Here is a 15,553-nt window from a genome sequence, read left to right as displayed (position 1 = left end):
GAGCTTCACCAAAAGCTTCTTTATAAGTTCGGCAGGTTCATGGCCCCTTTAGGGACCATGAACCTGCTGGATGATATCAATCAGCCCACGTCGAACTTGACGCCCTGCGCCAGCGGCAGCGTACGGCCATAATTGATGGTGTTGGTCTGACGGCGCATGTAGCCACGCCATGCGTCCGAACCGGCTTCGCGGCCACCGCCGGTTTCCTTCTCCCCACCGAAAGCGCCACCGATTTCAGCGCCGGACGGTCCGATATTGACATTGGCGATACCGCAATCCGACCCTGCCGCCGACAGGAACAGTTCCACATCCCGCAGGTCGGTGCTGAAGATGGAGGAAGACAGGCCCTGCGCCACGTCATTCTGCAGGGCAATCGCATCCTCCAGTTCACTGTATTTCAGTACATACAGGATCGGGGCAAAGGTTTCTTCCAGCACAGGACCGGTCTGGGCGGACATTTCCACCAGGGCTGGACGGGCGTAGAAAGCCTCGGGGCCATGAACGTCCACCCGCTCCCCACCGTGTACGATGCCGCCCGCCGCCTTCGCAGCCTGCAGGCTGGCCTGCATCGCCTCGAACGATGCCTTGTCGATCAGCGGACCGACCAGCGCATTCCCTTCGATCGGGCAACCGACAGAGATGTTCGCATAAACCTGCTTCAGGCGACCGACCAGCGAGTCATAGACGCTTTCATGCACGATCAGGCGGCGCAGGGACGTGCAACGCTGCCCCGCCGTTCCCATCGCACCAAAGGCCACCGCACGCAGTGTCAGGTCCAGATCGGCTGATGGCGTAACGATGGAAGCATTATTGCCACCCAGTTCAAGGATCGAACGGCCGAAACGCTTCGCCACGCGCTCACCCACGATACGGCCCATGCGGGTGGAACCGGTAGCGGAGATGATCGGCACGCGACGGTCTTCCACCAGCAGTTCACCCGTCCGCGCATCACCGATCAGCAGCGTCGACAGGCCAGCAGGCACTTCACCAAAGCGGGCGGCCGCCTGTTCAAACAGGGCCTGCGTGGCAAGGGCGGTCAGCGGGGTCTTTTCCGACGGTTTCCAGATGATCGGGTCACCGCACACCAGCGCCAGCGCCGCGTTCCACGACCACACGGCCACCGGGAAATTGAAGGCCGAAATGATGCCGACCACGCCAGCGGGGTGCCACTGTTCGACCAGACGGTGTTCAGGGCGTTCGGACTGGATCGTCAGGCCATAAAGCTGGCGGGACAGACCAACGGCGAAATCGCAGATGTCGATCATTTCCTGGACTTCGCCCAGCCCTTCGGAAATGACCTTGCCCGCTTCGTAGGACACGAGGCGGCCCAGTTCTTCCTTGTTTTCCCGCAGCACATTACCCAGCAGGCGGACCAGTTCGCCACGGCGCGGGGCCGGAACCTGCCGCCACTGTCCGAACGCGGTCGCGGCCTGCGCGATGGCGGCTTCAACCTGTTCGGGGGTAACGGTCGGGACATCAGCCAGAACCGCACCCGTAACGGGCGTGCGGACGCTCAGCGTGCCACCGGTATATTTATCGCGCGATACGCCCATCTTTTCCAGAAGGCTGTGTACGTCCGATGCGATGCTCATATGTCTTTTGTCTCCAGGGATGATCTACGAGTTATTAAGGGGATATATACGCTCTAGCAGGCTGTCGGGTTGAGCTCTGCCGTAGTGATGAGTGACGGAGGCGATGGCGTTTATGCGGCCTTCAGTCGCGTGATCCTGCGGCAGAGCCCAACCCGACAGCCTGCTTAGTGAAAACCAACGCCCATGGCCGTCGTTTGGATCCGTTATTCACGGAATTCAGGCGAAAAGGATGATGCCTTCTTTCTGCTCTGAACGGGATGTCGATCCTGTCAAAAGCCCTTGCGAGAGGGGTTCGTCCCCTATAATCGGAAGGGATCGCAAACAGGAGGTCGAATGGCGGATCAGGACAGAAGGAGGAAATTTGCAGGTCGGCCCGACAGTCGCATGTCGGAAGAACTAGATGCCCTTATCCTGAAAACCGCCACCCGACTGTTTGGAGAACAGGGTTACGCGGCCACATCGGTCGAACAGATCGCGGCCGTGGCCAAGGTCGGCAAGCAGACCATCTATCGGCGGCACCCTTCTAAGGAAAATCTTTTCAAGACAGTCATTTCCGAACTGGGAAACAGTTTCCTGCTTGCCGCCTCCCCGTCAGATGAAATGGTTTCCAGCGATCCGCTACAGGCGCTGTACAAAACCATGCGGATGCTGCTTGACCTGATCCTCAGCCCTGAAACGCTCTCGCTGAGCCGCACCTTCATCGCGGAAGGATGGCGTTTTCCGGATCTGGTGAACCATGCCGGTGCCCATATCTTTGATCCGCTTGAAAAACTGACCTGCAAGCTCCTGACCGCTGTCTCCAGGGCGGGCCTTCTGAAGGCGGACTGTGACCTTGAAGAAACCAGCCAGATGCTTGCCACGCTCTGCCTTGGCGGTCCCCACCAGCAGATGCTGTTCGGGCGCAGTATCCTGACGACGGCAGAGGAGCGGGATAATTATCTCGACCTGGCCTGGCATGCATTCATGACGGGCATACTGGCACCCCCCGCTTCCGGCCCGCGCGACAGACGGAGCCAGTAAAAGAAGGGGCTGGTTTTCCCGCCACGTATCCGTAGCCGGGCCGCCTGATCTATTACAGGTTGGTGGGCAGGCTCCTATCCGCTGTTATTTCTGTTTCCTGTCCTGCGGGGCCCTGGTATCAAATCCACCCCCTATTGCCCTGTACATGTCAACCGACGCATCAAGGCTGGACAGGAGTGCTGTCGTATGCGCCAGTTCCGCCTGCTGCGCGAGTACCTGTGCGGAAAGCACATCCAGCCTGCTGGAATAGCCGTGTTCCAGCCGCAACCGCGTCAGTTCAACGGTTTTTTCGGCGGCTGTTTCCTTGTCGCCATCGCCCTGTTCGCGCTCATGGGCATTGTTCTGTTCCAGCAGGGCGTCATGCACCTCCCTGAAGGCGGTGCGGATGCTCTGCTTATACAGGAGAACCTGCTCATTCTTCTCGGCTTTTGCCAGTTTGACGCCACTGGACGTGCGGCCAAAATCCATCACAGGCGCCGCCATGGAGGCCGCCAGCGTCCATGACCGCGTGGTGGCGCGATACAGGTTGTCGATGTCGATGTTGTTCACCCCCGCCAGACTGGCCAGCGAGATGGTGGGGAAATAGGCCGCGCGCGCAAAGCCGATATTGAAGTTGCTGGCGATCAGCGTCTGTTCATGCATGGCGATGTCCGGCCTGCGTTCGAGCAGGGTGGAAGGGATTTCCGGCGGTGTGGGGATGGGGATTGCCAACGCGTCTATGTCCCTGCCCCGCTCCATTATCTGCCCGATGATCTGCTGGGGCGAGCGGCCCAGCATGACGGCCAGCGCGCTTTCCGCCTTGCCACGCTGGTCCTCCACATCCGGCAGGGCAGCCTGTGCGGCGTCACGCTGCTCGGTTACATTCTGCACCACCAGCGCGTCCACCGCGCCCACTTCATGCTGGCGCTGCACAAGCGCCAGGAGCGCCGTCTGGGTCTCGATGGTCTGTTGCAGGATCTCGCGTTGCCGATCCAGCGCGCGCAGGCTGAAATACAGCTTTACGGTAGCTGCGGCGATGGACAGTCGGGCCGCCGCGTGACCATAACCTGCCGCCTTCACCCCCGCCTTTGCCGCCTTGCTCAGGCTGGCATTCCTGCCCCAGAAATCCGCTTCATAATTCAGCATGCCGCCGACGAAGCCAAGATTGCTCATCTTGTGCGCGACAGGCAGGTCATCGTGCAGGTGCAGGCGGCCATAGGCGTCTGATCCTGCAACCGAAATGGAGGGCAACTGGTTGGCGAAGGCATATTTATACTGTGCCCGCGCCTGCTGAAGTTTCGCACCCGCCAGCGCAAGGTCGTCATTGTTCTTCAGCGCTTCCGCCACCAGCGCATCCAGAACCGGGTCACCATAGCTGCGCCACCATTCGCCGCCATCTGGTACGGTAGCAGCCTGCTGCGTGCCCCATTTATCGGGCATGGGCATCTGCGGTCGGTGATAGGTCGGCGCCAGCCACGCGCAGCCTGCCAGCAGCACGGGGAGCAGGAGGATCGGGGTGCATTTCATCGGGCGGTTCCCTCAACCTGCGGCGATGGCGTTTCCTTTACCCTGAACCACAGCACGTACAGCGAAGGCAGGAAAATCAGCGTCAGCACCGTGGCGACGGCAAGGCCGCCCATGATGACATCAGCCATCGGCCCCCAGAACACGCTGGACGCAATGGGCAGCATGCCAAGGATGGCCGCCACAGCAGTCAGCATGATGGGGCGGAAGCGTATCCTGGCGGCATTCATCACCGCATCCCATTCGGACTGCCCCAGATCCTTCTCGATCTGGATCTGGTGCACCAGAATGACCGAATTACGGATGATCATGCCAATCAGCGCCACCAGCCCCAGCATGGCGATGAACCCCATCGGGTTCTGGGTCAGGAACAGGGCACCCACCACCCCGATCAGGCCGAAGGGGGCAACACTGATGACCAGCGCAAGACGCCTGAAGTCCTGCAACTGGATCATCAGCACGCCCAGCATGACCAGGATCATGAGTGGCACGACGGCAATGACGGATTTCTGTGATCTGGCGCTTTCCTCCACCGTGCCGCCCACCGCGACATGGTAGCCCGATGGCAGGCCCGCGTTGAAGGCCGCGATTTTCGGGGCCAGCGTTGCCACGGCCGTATCCGCCTGCACCCCGTCACGGAGTTGCGCCTGTATGGTCAGGGTCGGCAGCCGGTCACGGCGCCAGATCAGGGGATAGTCCTCGATGTAGGAGACGCTGGCCACGGTGGACAAGGGCACCGTCTGGTCATTGGGCAGGCGGATGTCGAGGTTGCGCAGGTCCTCGATCGACAGGCGCTGGGCATGGTTGGCGCGCAGCACGACATCGACCAGATAGATGCTGTCGCGCACCTGTGTCGCCGTCAGCCCGGTCACTGCCGAATTGATGGCCAGCGCAATCGCGCCGGATGACAGGCCCAGACGACGCGCCTCATCCTGCCGCACGTCGATCTTCAGCTTGCGCGCGGGATCACCCCAGTCGAAATTGACCATGTGCAACTGGTTGCTGTCGGCCATGATCTTCGCCACGTCATGCGCGTAATGCCAGACCCGGTCCGGGTCGCGGCCCGTGACGCGGTACTGTACCGGCCAGCCCACCGGCGGCCCGAGTTCCAGCGGGAACAGCCCATGCACCACATCGGGCATGTCGCGGCTCAATGCCACATCCAGCCGCCTGCGCAGCCGGTCACGCGCCGCGGCGCTTTTTGCGACAATGACGGTCTGGGTAAAAAAGTCGTTGGGAAGCTGCTCATTAAGCGACAGGTAGAAGCGCACGGCCCCGCGCCCGATATAGGAACTCCAGTGATCGATATCGGGATCATTGCGCAGGACGGCGTCCAGACGGTGCGACACATCCGCAGTCGCCCTGATCGATGCACCCTGCCGCAGCGAAAGGTCAACCAGCAGTTCCGGCCGGTCGGATGCCGGGAAGAACTGCCGGGGCACCAAGGGAGAAAGCGCAATGGCCACGACCAGCGCCGCAAGGCTGGCCAGCACGGTCGCACGCGGCCGGCGCATGGTGAACAGCAGTGCCCGGCTGAATACGCGTAGCAGCCGCCCTTCTGGCGGGGTATGGGGCGCTGCTGCCGGACGCTGTTTGAGAATGGTCACGCCCACCAGCGGGGCCACCAGCACGGCCACGAACCATGATGCGATCAGCGCCATGCCTACCACGGCGAACAGGGAGAACGTGTATTCCCCCGCTACACTTTTCGCGAACCCGACCGGAATGAATCCCGCCACGGTCACAAGAGTTCCGGTCAGCATGGGGAACGCGGTCGAGACATAGGCATAGGTCGCAGCCCGCGTCAGGGTCCAGCCTTCCTCCAGCTTGCTGACCATGCTTTCCACCGTAATCATGGCGTCATCGACCAGCAGGCCCAGCGCAATGATCAGCGCGCCGAGCGAGACGCGCTGCAGGTCGATGCCGAACAGCTTCATGCATACGAACACCACCGCCAGCACGAAGGGTATGCAGAACGCCACCACCGTGCCCGCGCGCGCGCCAAGGCTGAGGAAACTGATGCCCAGCACGATGACGATGGCTTCAAACAGCGCCTCGGTAAAATCGCCTACGGCGTCATGCACGACCTTGGGCTGGTTGGCGACCAGATGCGCCTCGATGCCAATGGGCATGCGGGCGTGCAGTTCGGCCATTTTGGCCGTGATGTTCTTTTCCAGTTCCAGCACGTTGCCACCGCTGCGCATGGACAGGGCCAGCCCGATCGCATCATGCCCGCCGACACGGAACATGGTCTGCGGCGGATCGGAATAGGTGCGGGTGATGGTGGCAATGTCGCCCAGCCGGACCTTGCGGTTGCCCGCATAGACCGTAACGTTGGCAATATCCGCCACCGACCCGAACTGCCCGGTCGGCTGGACCTGTATCTGCTCGCGCCCGGTATCAATGACGCCGGATGGCACCGTGGCGTTCTGCGCCAGCAGGGCGGCTGCGATCGTCGCCCCGTTTATGCCCAGCCGGGCCAGGTGGTGGGTAGAGAAATCGACGTAGATCTTCTCATCCTGCGCGCCCAGCGTGTCGATCTTGGCGACATCAGGCACATGCAGCAATTCGTCGCGCACCGTCTCGACATAGTCGCGCAGGTCACGATGGGAAAACCCGTCGGCGGTAAAGCCGTAGATGATGCCGTAGGTATCGCCGAACTCGTCATCGAAGAACGGGCCGACCGTGCCCTGTGGCAACTGGGCCCTGATATCACCCACCTTCTTGCGCACCTGATACCAGATATCGGGCACTTCGGCCTTGGGCGCGCCCGACAGCAGGTTGACAAAAATCGTGGTCTTGCCCGCCAGCGTATAGCTCTTGACGTAATCGAGGTCGGGCGTTTCCTGCAGCTTCTTTTCGATGCGTTCTGTTAGCTGATGGGTGGTTTCCTCCACCGACGCACCGGGCAGGAACGCCTCCACCACCATGGTCTTGACGGTAAAGGGCGGGTCTTCATTCCGGCCCAGTCTGAAGTAGGACTGGATGCCCGCAACACCGATCAGGATCATGAAGAACAGGACCAGCGCACGATGGTGGATGGACCAGTCAGACAGGTTTATGCCCCCCGGCGGGCGTGGCTCAGGGGCGGACATCGGCTTCATCCAGCAGGCTGACCTTTTCTTGCGGATACAGCGCCTGCACGCCTGCTGTCACCACCCGCTCCCCGGCATTCAGGCCGGATGCGATCACCACGTCATCGGTGCCGTAGCGTGCGATGGTGACGGGGCGCTGGGATACGCGCAGCGTGTCAGGGGCAATGATCCATACGGCAGGTCTGCCATCCTGTGTCGTCAGGGCGGCAGGTGGCAGATGAACGGTTGGCGCTGATGGCATGGACAGATGCCCCGTCACCACCGCCCCCAACGGCATCATGTCCCGCGTGGCATGCAGCAGCGCTTTTGTATGATAGGTGCGGGTCAGTGGATCGGTATCGGGTGCGATTTCGTAGATTGCGGCGGGCGCGCAGATCACGGGTGCCGCGTCCAGACATACCTTCATCGTCATGCCCACGGTCAGACGGGACTGCGCGAGGGCCTCGGGCATGTCGAACTGTGCGTCCAGCCCGTCATTGGCCGCCATGCGCAGCACCGGCTGGCCCGCGGCAACTACCTCCCCCGCTTCTACCAGCCGGTCGGTCACGATGCCGTCCTCAGCAGTTACAAGGCGGGTATAGCCAAGCTGTTCCTGCGCCACACGTACCTGTGCCTGCGTGGCCTGCACCTGATCCTGCGCGGTTTTGTATCGACGAACCGCATCATCATAATCATTGCGCGAAATGGCCTGCTCCGGCAGCAGGGCCGTAGCGCGCTGTTTCAGGGGTGCAGCCTGTTCCAGCGCCGCCCGTGCCGTAGCATTTTCGGCCAGCGCGGTGCGCAACGTCTGCTGTGGCACTGCATCATCCAGCCGTGCCAGCAAATCCCCCGCATGCACGACGCTGCCTGCCAATACCGTGCGTTCCACGACCTTGCCGGGCAGACGGAAAGCAAGATTGATGGAGCGGTGGGCCGCGACCTGTCCTGTTACAACCTCCCCATTTGCATCGGGCGCAGGTTCGACAATGACGGAACGGACAGGCCGGACTTCCTCCACTACTGCCTTTTTATGGCAGGCGGAGAGCAACAGCAGCAGGCAGAGCAGGATCAGGCCCGAAGCGCTACCTGTTTTTTTTACGGCGGGCGTGGAGCGCTGGCCCGAGGGAGCGCTGTCTTTACTGTGCGGGACCGGATGAAAAATGGTGGTCAGAAAGGATGGCGGCTGCACATAGCCCACGCCCTCACTGCCAGTATGTCTGGTTTGCATGGATACCGACCACCTTCAGTCATTTCCGGAACCCGGCGGCAGAACGCAGCCGTTATGGCCCACATAGACGAGACCGTATCGTATTGCAACGACGTTCAGTCACCATCCCCGGCGGCAAGTGTGCTGATAACAGGAACAGGCAATGATCTCTTACATCGCACGACAATATCGTCTGGCTGGTGTCCAACCGGGCCGTTTCCCCGGAAAGCTTATGGGAGTTATCGGAACAATGACCGTCCACAAACCCGGTCTCGTCGACAGTGATGTGGTTGCGGGTGAAGGATATGGACAACAGTCTTAAAGCGTTTCCTGAAAGCCAGATCCGCGCGCTTGAACGACGAATTGAAGACGTCATCGCAGAGGCAGCAGAACTCTGTGCCAAAGCAGGGCTTGTCCGTTCCATCCCTGCTATCGGCCCGGTATCAGTCGCCATGTTTCGCGCAGAAAAGCCAGAACTCAGCAGTATGGTAGCGACCGAAGCTGCGGCCATGACCGGACTTGCACCAGTATTTCACGATAGCGATGCGATACGTGGTGAACATATCATTTCATGGGGCGAAGTTCTCTCCGGCATGTGCTGTTTCAGGCTGGATCGGCGGCATGCCATAATCCGGTTTTGAAAACTGTGGCAAAGCCAACCGTAGCGCCACCGGCAGAATATCAGCCTGATCGGAAAAATCGGTGATGAAGCACATCAGGGAGGAAGAACCACTGTGCTACGTCGGGACATAACCACCAGAAAACTGAGTGCGCGCATGCTATGCACAGATGATATCGGCAGTAGCGTCACTACGGATGTGGTCTGTATGTGCCGCCATTACGATAACATCCGTCCCTGTGTCATAAAAACAACGGTATGTTCCCGCATCTTATATCAATATCTGAAAACAGGACGAATCTCGTTAATTCATACCCATATCGTTTCAATATTTTACTTATATATTAAGGGGATTATGAATATATGCTTCGCATCTGGATGATATCACATTCTGAATTCATCATACGTGGACAGTCTATGTCCATCATGAAACGCCCGTTTTCAGAAACATAGATCCCCTATACGCGAACGTATTATCTAGATAACTACATTGTATAAACAAATGAAGACACTATTATTTTTTACATACGCTATGAATAATTTGAAATATTATCGATATTTATTTATGAAGTCAGCGCAGTAAATATCAACGGGTCACGTAAAAATAACTTCACAAGTACTAATTTATTTTCACAGATGACCAATATACAGATTTAATAATACTGAAATCATAGTTTCATAAAAACATCACGAGACACCATGAAACCCCAAACATAGGGTGTGCCGCGTCATTCAACCACCACCAATCGGGGCCTTGTCATGAGGGATCACGCTGCATGAAAAAGAACACGTTTCTTCTTCTCACAACATGCATGAGTTCTTTGTTCTTCCATAACGCCCATGCAGCCGACGCGGCACAGAAGCAGCCCGCAACCAAGCAGACGGACCATCGTGGCAAAATCTCCGCGGGCAAGATCACGACAAATGCCAGCGCGGATTCCGTTACCGCCACCAAGGCGGAATCAATCATCGTCATGGGCGCGGGTGCCGCGCGTGAAACACAGTCCCTGTCCCACCGCGCGCTGCAGGAAGTTGCGCCTGGCACCAGTCCGCTCAAGACCCTGTCCAAGCTGCCCGGCGTCATGTTTACCTCTTCCGATCCGCTGGGATCTTACGAATGGTCGCAGCAGATCATCATCCGCGGGTTTGACCAGAGCCGCCTTGGCTTTACCATGGATGGCATCCCGCTGGGCAACCTTGCCTATGGTAATGATAACGGCCTTTCCATCGGTCGTGCGCTGCAGACCGAAAACAACGGTCCCGCCAGCCTGGCGCAGGGCGCGGGTTCGGTCGGTGTCGCGGCATCCAATGACCTTGGTGGCGCGCTGGAATTCACATCCATCGACCCAAGCAAGAAATTTGGCGTCGATGTCGCAGGTACTGTCGGATCATATGGCACGTGGCGCACTTTCGGGCGCATCAATTCCGGCACCCTGCCTGGTGGCGGGCGGCTGTATGTTTCCTACGACTATCAGGATGCCAACAAGTGGAAGGGCGATGGCATCCAGCAGCAGCAGCAGGCCAATGCCAAGTTCATCCAGCCGCTGGGTGACAAGGTCAAGCTGACCCTGTTCGGTGATTACAGCCAGCGCGCGGAAAATGATTATCAGGATCTCTCGCTGCAGATGATCCAGACCAAGGGCTATAACGTCGATAACATTACCAACAACTATGGCCTGGCCAAGCAGATCGCGACAGCTTACCAGACTGGCAAACCCTTCCCTGCGGGCATCGCCAATCAGGACCAGTCCTATTACAACTCCGCCGGCCTCCGTCAGGACGTGCTGGGATATGGCAAGTTCGATTTCCATCTGACTGACCACCTCAAGGGCTTCGCCACTGTTTACGGCCATACCAATACGGGTGAAGGCATTTACGCCACGCCGTATACGGCAACGCCTGCATCCCTTGGCGGATCGCCACTCTCCGTCCGTACCACGGAATATGACATCCATCGTGAAGGTTTTATAGGCAGCCTGTCCTACGAGCTCGGTCACCATACGATCGAAGGCGGCTTCTGGTTTGAAAACAACGATTTTGAGCAGGCACGTCGCTTCTATCCGCTCAGCGCGGACAAATATACCGGCAGTTCCGTCCACTGGTTCCGCAACAACCCGTTCGAAACCCAATGGCAGAGCGCCTTCAACACCAAGACCTACCAGTTCCATATTCAGGATACATGGCAGATCACCCCGGCCCTGAAACTGAATTACGGTTTCAAGTCGCTGGTTGTTGATAATCGGGGCCGCCAGCTCGAAGGCAACTACATGGGTACACCGGTGGCCAATACATATGCATCGGGTTCCATTACTTCGGCCAACGGCTTCCTGCCGCAGCTTGGCGCCAATTACCGCATCAACCGCCATAATGAAATATTTGCCGACTTTGCCCGGAACATGGCCGCCTTTGACAACTCGACCACGGGTGCCACCAGCCCGTTTGCAATGACATCCGCCGCCTACGCCGCATCCAAGAAAACGCTGCACCCGGAAATGTCCTACAGCGAGGAAATCGGCTACCGCTTCCACAACCGGCGCATTCAGGCGTCCATTACCGGTTACTATATCGAATTCGAGGACCGTCTGGCATCCATCTCACCCGTATCCAGCGGCACGAACGTTCAGGGCTATGCCAGCATCCTGACCAATGTCGGCGGCGTGACCGCGCGTGGTATTGATACGGCTTTCAACTATCGCTTTACGGATAACTGGTCGCTGTATGCGTCCTATGCCTACAACCAGTCCGTGTATGACGACAACCTGACGACTGGCGGCATAACCTACGCCACCCGTGGCAAGAGCGTGGTTGGCATGCCGCGTAACCTGGCCAACGTCCAGATCAGTTATGATGATGGTACGATCTGGGGTAATATCGGCATGCAGTATCAGGGCCGCCGGACCTATACCTACACCAATGACCAGTGGATCAAGCCGAACGACATCTTCAACCTGAATGTCGGCTACCGCTTCCACAGCCATAACTGGGCGCTGCATGGTCTGGATGCACAGATCAACGTGACCAACCTGTTCGACAAACGCTACGTTGCAACAGTCGGCAGCACGGGCTTTGCTGTCAGCGACCCCACGGGCAGCCTGCAGACGTTGCAGGCCGGTGCGCCGCGCATGGTGTTCTTTACCCTGCGCAAGCACTTTTTCTGATTGCGGCACGCTGGCCTTCAATCCTCCTGCAGCCTATGGATGACCACACCATGTCCGATATCGCCAATCGCCGTCAGTTCCTGAAATTTGGCGCTGCCGCCGCCATCGGGGCGGCACTGCCGGAAAACCTGAAACGGGCACTGGCGGTCGCCCCCAACCGGGTGACCGGCACGATACAGGACGTGGAGCATGTAGTTATCCTGATGCAGGAAAACCGGTCATTCGATCACTACTTCGGCTGCCTGCAGGGCGTGCGGGGATATGGTGATTCCCGCGCTGAAAAATTGCCTGACGGCAGCAGCGTCTTTGCACAACCGGATGGGAAGGGCGGCCATGTCATGCCCTTCCTGTTCAACACCGCACATACCTCCAGCGCCTGCCTCGCCAGCCTTGATCATAGCTGGAAGGACACACAGACGGCATGGAATGACTGGAATACATGGGTGCCACACAAGACGGCCATGACCATGGGCCATTTCACCCGTGCGGAAATCCCGTATTATTACGCGCTGGCCGATGCCTTTACGGTATGTGATGCCTATCATGCCTCCATTTTCGGGCCGACCAATCCCAACCGTCTGTTCCTTTTCACCGGCACGAACGGACTGGCGGTCGGCAATGACGGATTACAGGCCATACAGAATGTCGATGATGGCAACTGGTCGGCGGACATGGCGCATGACCGGGCCGATTTTCAACCATTCCGCTGGACCACCTATCCCGAAAAACTGCAGGCGGCGGGCATATCGTGGCGCGTTTATCAGGAATACGACAATTTTGGCGACAACCCGCTGGCGTCCTTTGCACAATTCCGCAACCTTGATCCCCGGTCATGGGAATACCAGCGCGCCCGCATGATCGTGCCGGGATCAACTGCCACCAACATGCATGATACCGAAGGCCGCTACCTTGTCGCCGCCTTTGAAGATGATGTCGCGCACGGCAGGCTGCCGCAGGTTTCATGGATCGTGCCACCAGCCGCCCTGTCGGAACATCCTGACGCCCCGCCCGGTTACGGTGAACACCTGATTTCCCAGTTGATGGATGTCTTTGTGCGTCATCCCGATGTCTGGGCCAAAACGGTTTTTATCCTGAATTATGACGAAAATGATGGTTTCTTTGACCACGTTCCCCCGCCGGTCCCCGCACCTGACCCACGGTATGGCGGCAGTACGGTCGCGACCACGGGGGAATCCTATCACACCGTCCCGGTAGGACTGGGGCCACGCGTGCCTGCGATCGTAATTTCACCATGGACCAAGGGCGGATGGGTCAATTCACAGGTATTCGACCATACGTCCGTCCTGCGCTTTCTTGAAGCGCGTTTTGGTGTAGAGGTTCCCAACATCACCCCATGGCGACGGGCCGTATGCGGGGACATGACCTCCATTTTCGACTTCGCGCAAACAGATCGCCGGTGGACCGCACACCTGCCGCGGACGGATACCTATCTGGCGGAAACACGTCAGTCATGCATGCTGCCCAAGCCCACCATTCCCGCCCGGCAGTCCCTGCCGCAGCAGGAACCCGGCCAACGCCCGGCCCGCGCCCTGCCCTACCGGCTGCATGTGAACCTGATGGCACCGAGACACCTCCATATTGCGAATGAAGGCAGCCAGGGGGCGGTACTGCGTATCCGTGATGGCAAGGTGACACGCCATTATACGCTGGGCGCCGGGTCCGATATGACCCTACCAGTCACAGCCCATGACAGCCTGCCCGTAACCGTTCATGGACCCAACGGTTTTTTCCGCCAGTTTCTGGGCAAGGGTCTGCCGGACGTGACCCTGCGTTACGACCCCGCCCGTGACGTGGCGGTGCTGTCGCTGCATAACCATGACCATGCATCCCGCACTATCCGGATTGAGAACGCCTATACCCATACCACGCACGAAACTGAACTGCCCCCCGATGCGACAACCGACACCATATGGCCGATCGCTGTATCCGACCACTGGTATGATCTGACCATTCAGGACCCGCATCACCCGCACCGCCTGATCCAACTGGCGGGACATATCGAAAATGGCAGGCCAAGCCGTACGGATCCCCATATGGGCCGGACCGGCGCATGACAGTCCTGACCCGCCGCAACGTGCTGGCCGCCAGTATCGCGGCTGGCATCAGCCCATCCCTGCCTGCATGGGCTGAAGGATGCGCCCCGGTGCTGGCACCGCTGAAATGGGCGCCCCGCACGCGCCGCGTGATCGAACGCCTGATCGCCACATACGGCAGCGCCAGCGCCAGCTATAACCCTGCCCGACGCCCGTATGCCGTATTCGACTGGGACAATACCTGTATCGCAGGCGATTGCGAGGAAAGCCTGCTGCATTATACGGCCAACCATTTTGCATTCGCGATGTCAGCCGAAACTTTTGCCCAGGCAACGGCGCGTGACGTACCTGCACATACGTTTACAGGTCCTTTTCGGACCGTATGTGGACAAAATGTCCGCTTCAAGGACCTTCATGCCGATCTGTGCGCGGATTATGCCCTTCTGTCTGCCCGGTCCATGCCCCCGGCACCAACGGACCCGGTACTGCTCAGCCTGCGTGCCAAGCTGGTATTTGCCTATGATGCCATCAACGCCACATGCAATGGGGACGTAGCCTGCCGCTGGATCATCCGCCTGCTGGCCGGTCATGATGCAGTCGGACTGGCGGCGCTGGCCAGGGCGTCCAACAGATGGCATCTGGCGCAGGGCATGGGACAGGAAACATGGATCACTCCGGCCACCCGTTCCGGGCAGGCGGGCATTGTTGCGCGCCCCATCCAGACCGGACTGCGCCTGACCCCGGAGATCGCGGACCTGCAATGGGTACTGCGTCAGGCAGGTATTGACGTCCATGTCTGTTCCGCATCACTGGAAGACGTCGTGGCCGTGTTCGCCACAGATCCCGATTATGGTTACGACCTGCCCCGCCAGAATGTCCTTGGCGTTCGTATGGACTGGTCTAGTGGCAGGCTGGGACTTGATGCCGCGCCGCATTGGCCCGTAACCTATCGCGCAGGCAAAGTGCGCGCCATACGTCAGGCACTGGCAGGGCCGCGAGGCTATGGACCTTTACTGGTGTGTGGGGATAGTGACGGAGATTACGCCATGCTGACCGAATTTCCGGACACCCGCCTTGGTCTGGTGGTCAACCGGCTGTCTTCCGGTCCAATTGGTACTATAGCAAGTCTGGCTACAGCACAGCTATCCGCCCCCCAACCACGCTTTGTCCTGCAGGGCCGCGATGAAAATACCGGCGAATGGCGACCATCAGAACAGAGTATTCCCTTAGGTTCTGTTGACAAAAGACGGTAGCCACAATTTTACGGCTGCGAGGTTAAGAAAGGCGAGAAATGATTTTCTTGTCTTGTCATATCGTGTGGCGATA

9 protein-coding genes are annotated in these 15,553 nt (G+C 59.0%); 5 read left to right on the top strand and 4 right to left on the bottom strand.

The window, feature by feature from the left end; genetic code table 11:
- Positions 1 to 80: 80 nt before the first annotated feature.
- Complete coding sequence (gene amaB, locus CFR79_RS09350) at positions 81 to 1,592, bottom strand: L-piperidine-6-carboxylate dehydrogenase (protein ID WP_102323990.1); 1,512 nt, start codon at positions 1,590 to 1,592, stop codon at positions 81 to 83.
- Positions 1,593 to 1,976: 384 nt separating this feature from the next.
- Here amaB and CFR79_RS09345 point away from each other — a divergent pair, with 384 nt between their 5' ends.
- Positions 1,977 to 2,612 (top strand): TetR/AcrR family transcriptional regulator, encoded by a 636-nt coding sequence (locus CFR79_RS09345; RefSeq protein ID WP_258373503.1) that lies wholly within the window; start codon positions 1,977 to 1,979, stop codon positions 2,610 to 2,612.
- A gap of 84 nt (positions 2,613 to 2,696) precedes the next feature.
- Here CFR79_RS09345 and CFR79_RS09340 read toward each other — a convergent pair whose 3' ends face one another.
- Genes CFR79_RS09340 through CFR79_RS09330 form a run of 3 tightly spaced genes read right to left on the bottom strand, consistent with a single transcriptional unit; the run spans position 2,697 to position 8,417 of the window.
- A complete protein-coding gene (locus CFR79_RS09340) occupies positions 2,697 to 4,118 on the bottom strand; it encodes an efflux transporter outer membrane subunit (protein ID WP_110547735.1) in 1,422 nt (473 codons plus the stop codon).
- Positions 4,115 to 7,219, bottom strand: coding sequence for an efflux RND transporter permease subunit (locus CFR79_RS09335; protein WP_110547734.1), 3,105 nt, complete (start codon positions 7,217 to 7,219; stop codon positions 4,115 to 4,117). Before CFR79_RS09335 ends, CFR79_RS09340 begins: the two co-directional genes overlap by 4 nt.
- On the bottom strand, positions 7,197 to 8,417 hold the full coding sequence (locus CFR79_RS09330) for an efflux RND transporter periplasmic adaptor subunit (RefSeq protein WP_110547733.1): 1,221 nt from the start codon (positions 8,415 to 8,417) through the stop codon (positions 7,197 to 7,199). The genes CFR79_RS09335 and CFR79_RS09330 overlap by 23 nt, the downstream gene beginning before the upstream one ends.
- A 284-nt stretch (positions 8,418 to 8,701) precedes the next feature.
- Here CFR79_RS09330 and CFR79_RS09325 point away from each other — a divergent pair, with 284 nt between their 5' ends.
- From CFR79_RS09325 to CFR79_RS09310, 4 genes are all read left to right on the top strand, one after another.
- On the top strand, positions 8,702 to 9,037 hold the full coding sequence (locus CFR79_RS09325; protein ID WP_258373502.1) for a hypothetical protein: 336 nt from the start codon (positions 8,702 to 8,704) through the stop codon (positions 9,035 to 9,037).
- Positions 9,038 to 9,827: 790 nt separating this feature from the next.
- Positions 9,828 to 12,173 carry a TonB-dependent receptor gene (locus tag CFR79_RS09320; protein WP_408884567.1) on the top strand — a complete coding sequence of 782 codons (2,346 nt, stop codon included), beginning with the start codon at positions 9,828 to 9,830 and terminating at the stop codon, positions 12,171 to 12,173.
- Between the two features lie 50 nt (positions 12,174 to 12,223).
- Positions 12,224 to 14,248 carry a phosphocholine-specific phospholipase C gene (locus CFR79_RS09315; RefSeq protein WP_110547767.1) on the top strand — a complete coding sequence of 675 codons (2,025 nt, stop codon included), beginning with the start codon at positions 12,224 to 12,226 and terminating at the stop codon, positions 14,246 to 14,248.
- Positions 14,245 to 15,480, top strand: coding sequence for a haloacid dehalogenase-like hydrolase (locus CFR79_RS09310; protein WP_110547731.1), 1,236 nt, complete (start codon positions 14,245 to 14,247; stop codon positions 15,478 to 15,480). The genes CFR79_RS09315 and CFR79_RS09310 overlap by 4 nt, the downstream gene beginning before the upstream one ends.
- The last annotated feature ends 73 nt before the right edge of the window (positions 15,481 to 15,553 follow it).

Source organism: Komagataeibacter saccharivorans (assembly GCF_003207825.1).
In the GTDB taxonomy this organism is placed as follows: Bacteria; Pseudomonadota; Alphaproteobacteria; order Acetobacterales; family Acetobacteraceae; genus Komagataeibacter; species Komagataeibacter saccharivorans.
Note: the sequence above shows the minus strand (reverse complement) of the source record. Positions and strands in the feature narration are given on the sequence as shown.

Bases quoted from the DNA above. Each gene is read 5' to 3' on its own strand.
- amaB (WP_102323990.1), bottom strand. From the start codon at position 1,592: ATGAGCATCGCATCGGACGTACACAGCCTTCTGGAAAAGATGGGCGTA.
- CFR79_RS09345 (WP_258373503.1), top strand. From the start codon at position 1,977: ATGTCGGAAGAACTAGATGCCCTTATCCTGAAAACCGCCACCCGACTG.
- CFR79_RS09340 (WP_110547735.1), bottom strand. From the start codon at position 4,118: ATGAAATGCACCCCGATCCTCCTGCTCCCCGTGCTGCTGGCAGGCTGC.
- CFR79_RS09335 (WP_110547734.1), bottom strand. From the start codon at position 7,219: ATGAAGCCGATGTCCGCCCCTGAGCCACGCCCGCCGGGGGGCATAAAC.
- CFR79_RS09330 (WP_110547733.1), bottom strand. From the start codon at position 8,417: ATGCAAACCAGACATACTGGCAGTGAGGGCGTGGGCTATGTGCAGCCG.
- CFR79_RS09325 (WP_258373502.1), top strand. From the start codon at position 8,702: ATGGACAACAGTCTTAAAGCGTTTCCTGAAAGCCAGATCCGCGCGCTT.
- CFR79_RS09320 (WP_408884567.1), top strand. From the start codon at position 9,828: ATGAGTTCTTTGTTCTTCCATAACGCCCATGCAGCCGACGCGGCACAG.
- CFR79_RS09315 (WP_110547767.1), top strand. From the start codon at position 12,224: ATGTCCGATATCGCCAATCGCCGTCAGTTCCTGAAATTTGGCGCTGCC.
- CFR79_RS09310 (WP_110547731.1), top strand. From the start codon at position 14,245: ATGACAGTCCTGACCCGCCGCAACGTGCTGGCCGCCAGTATCGCGGCT.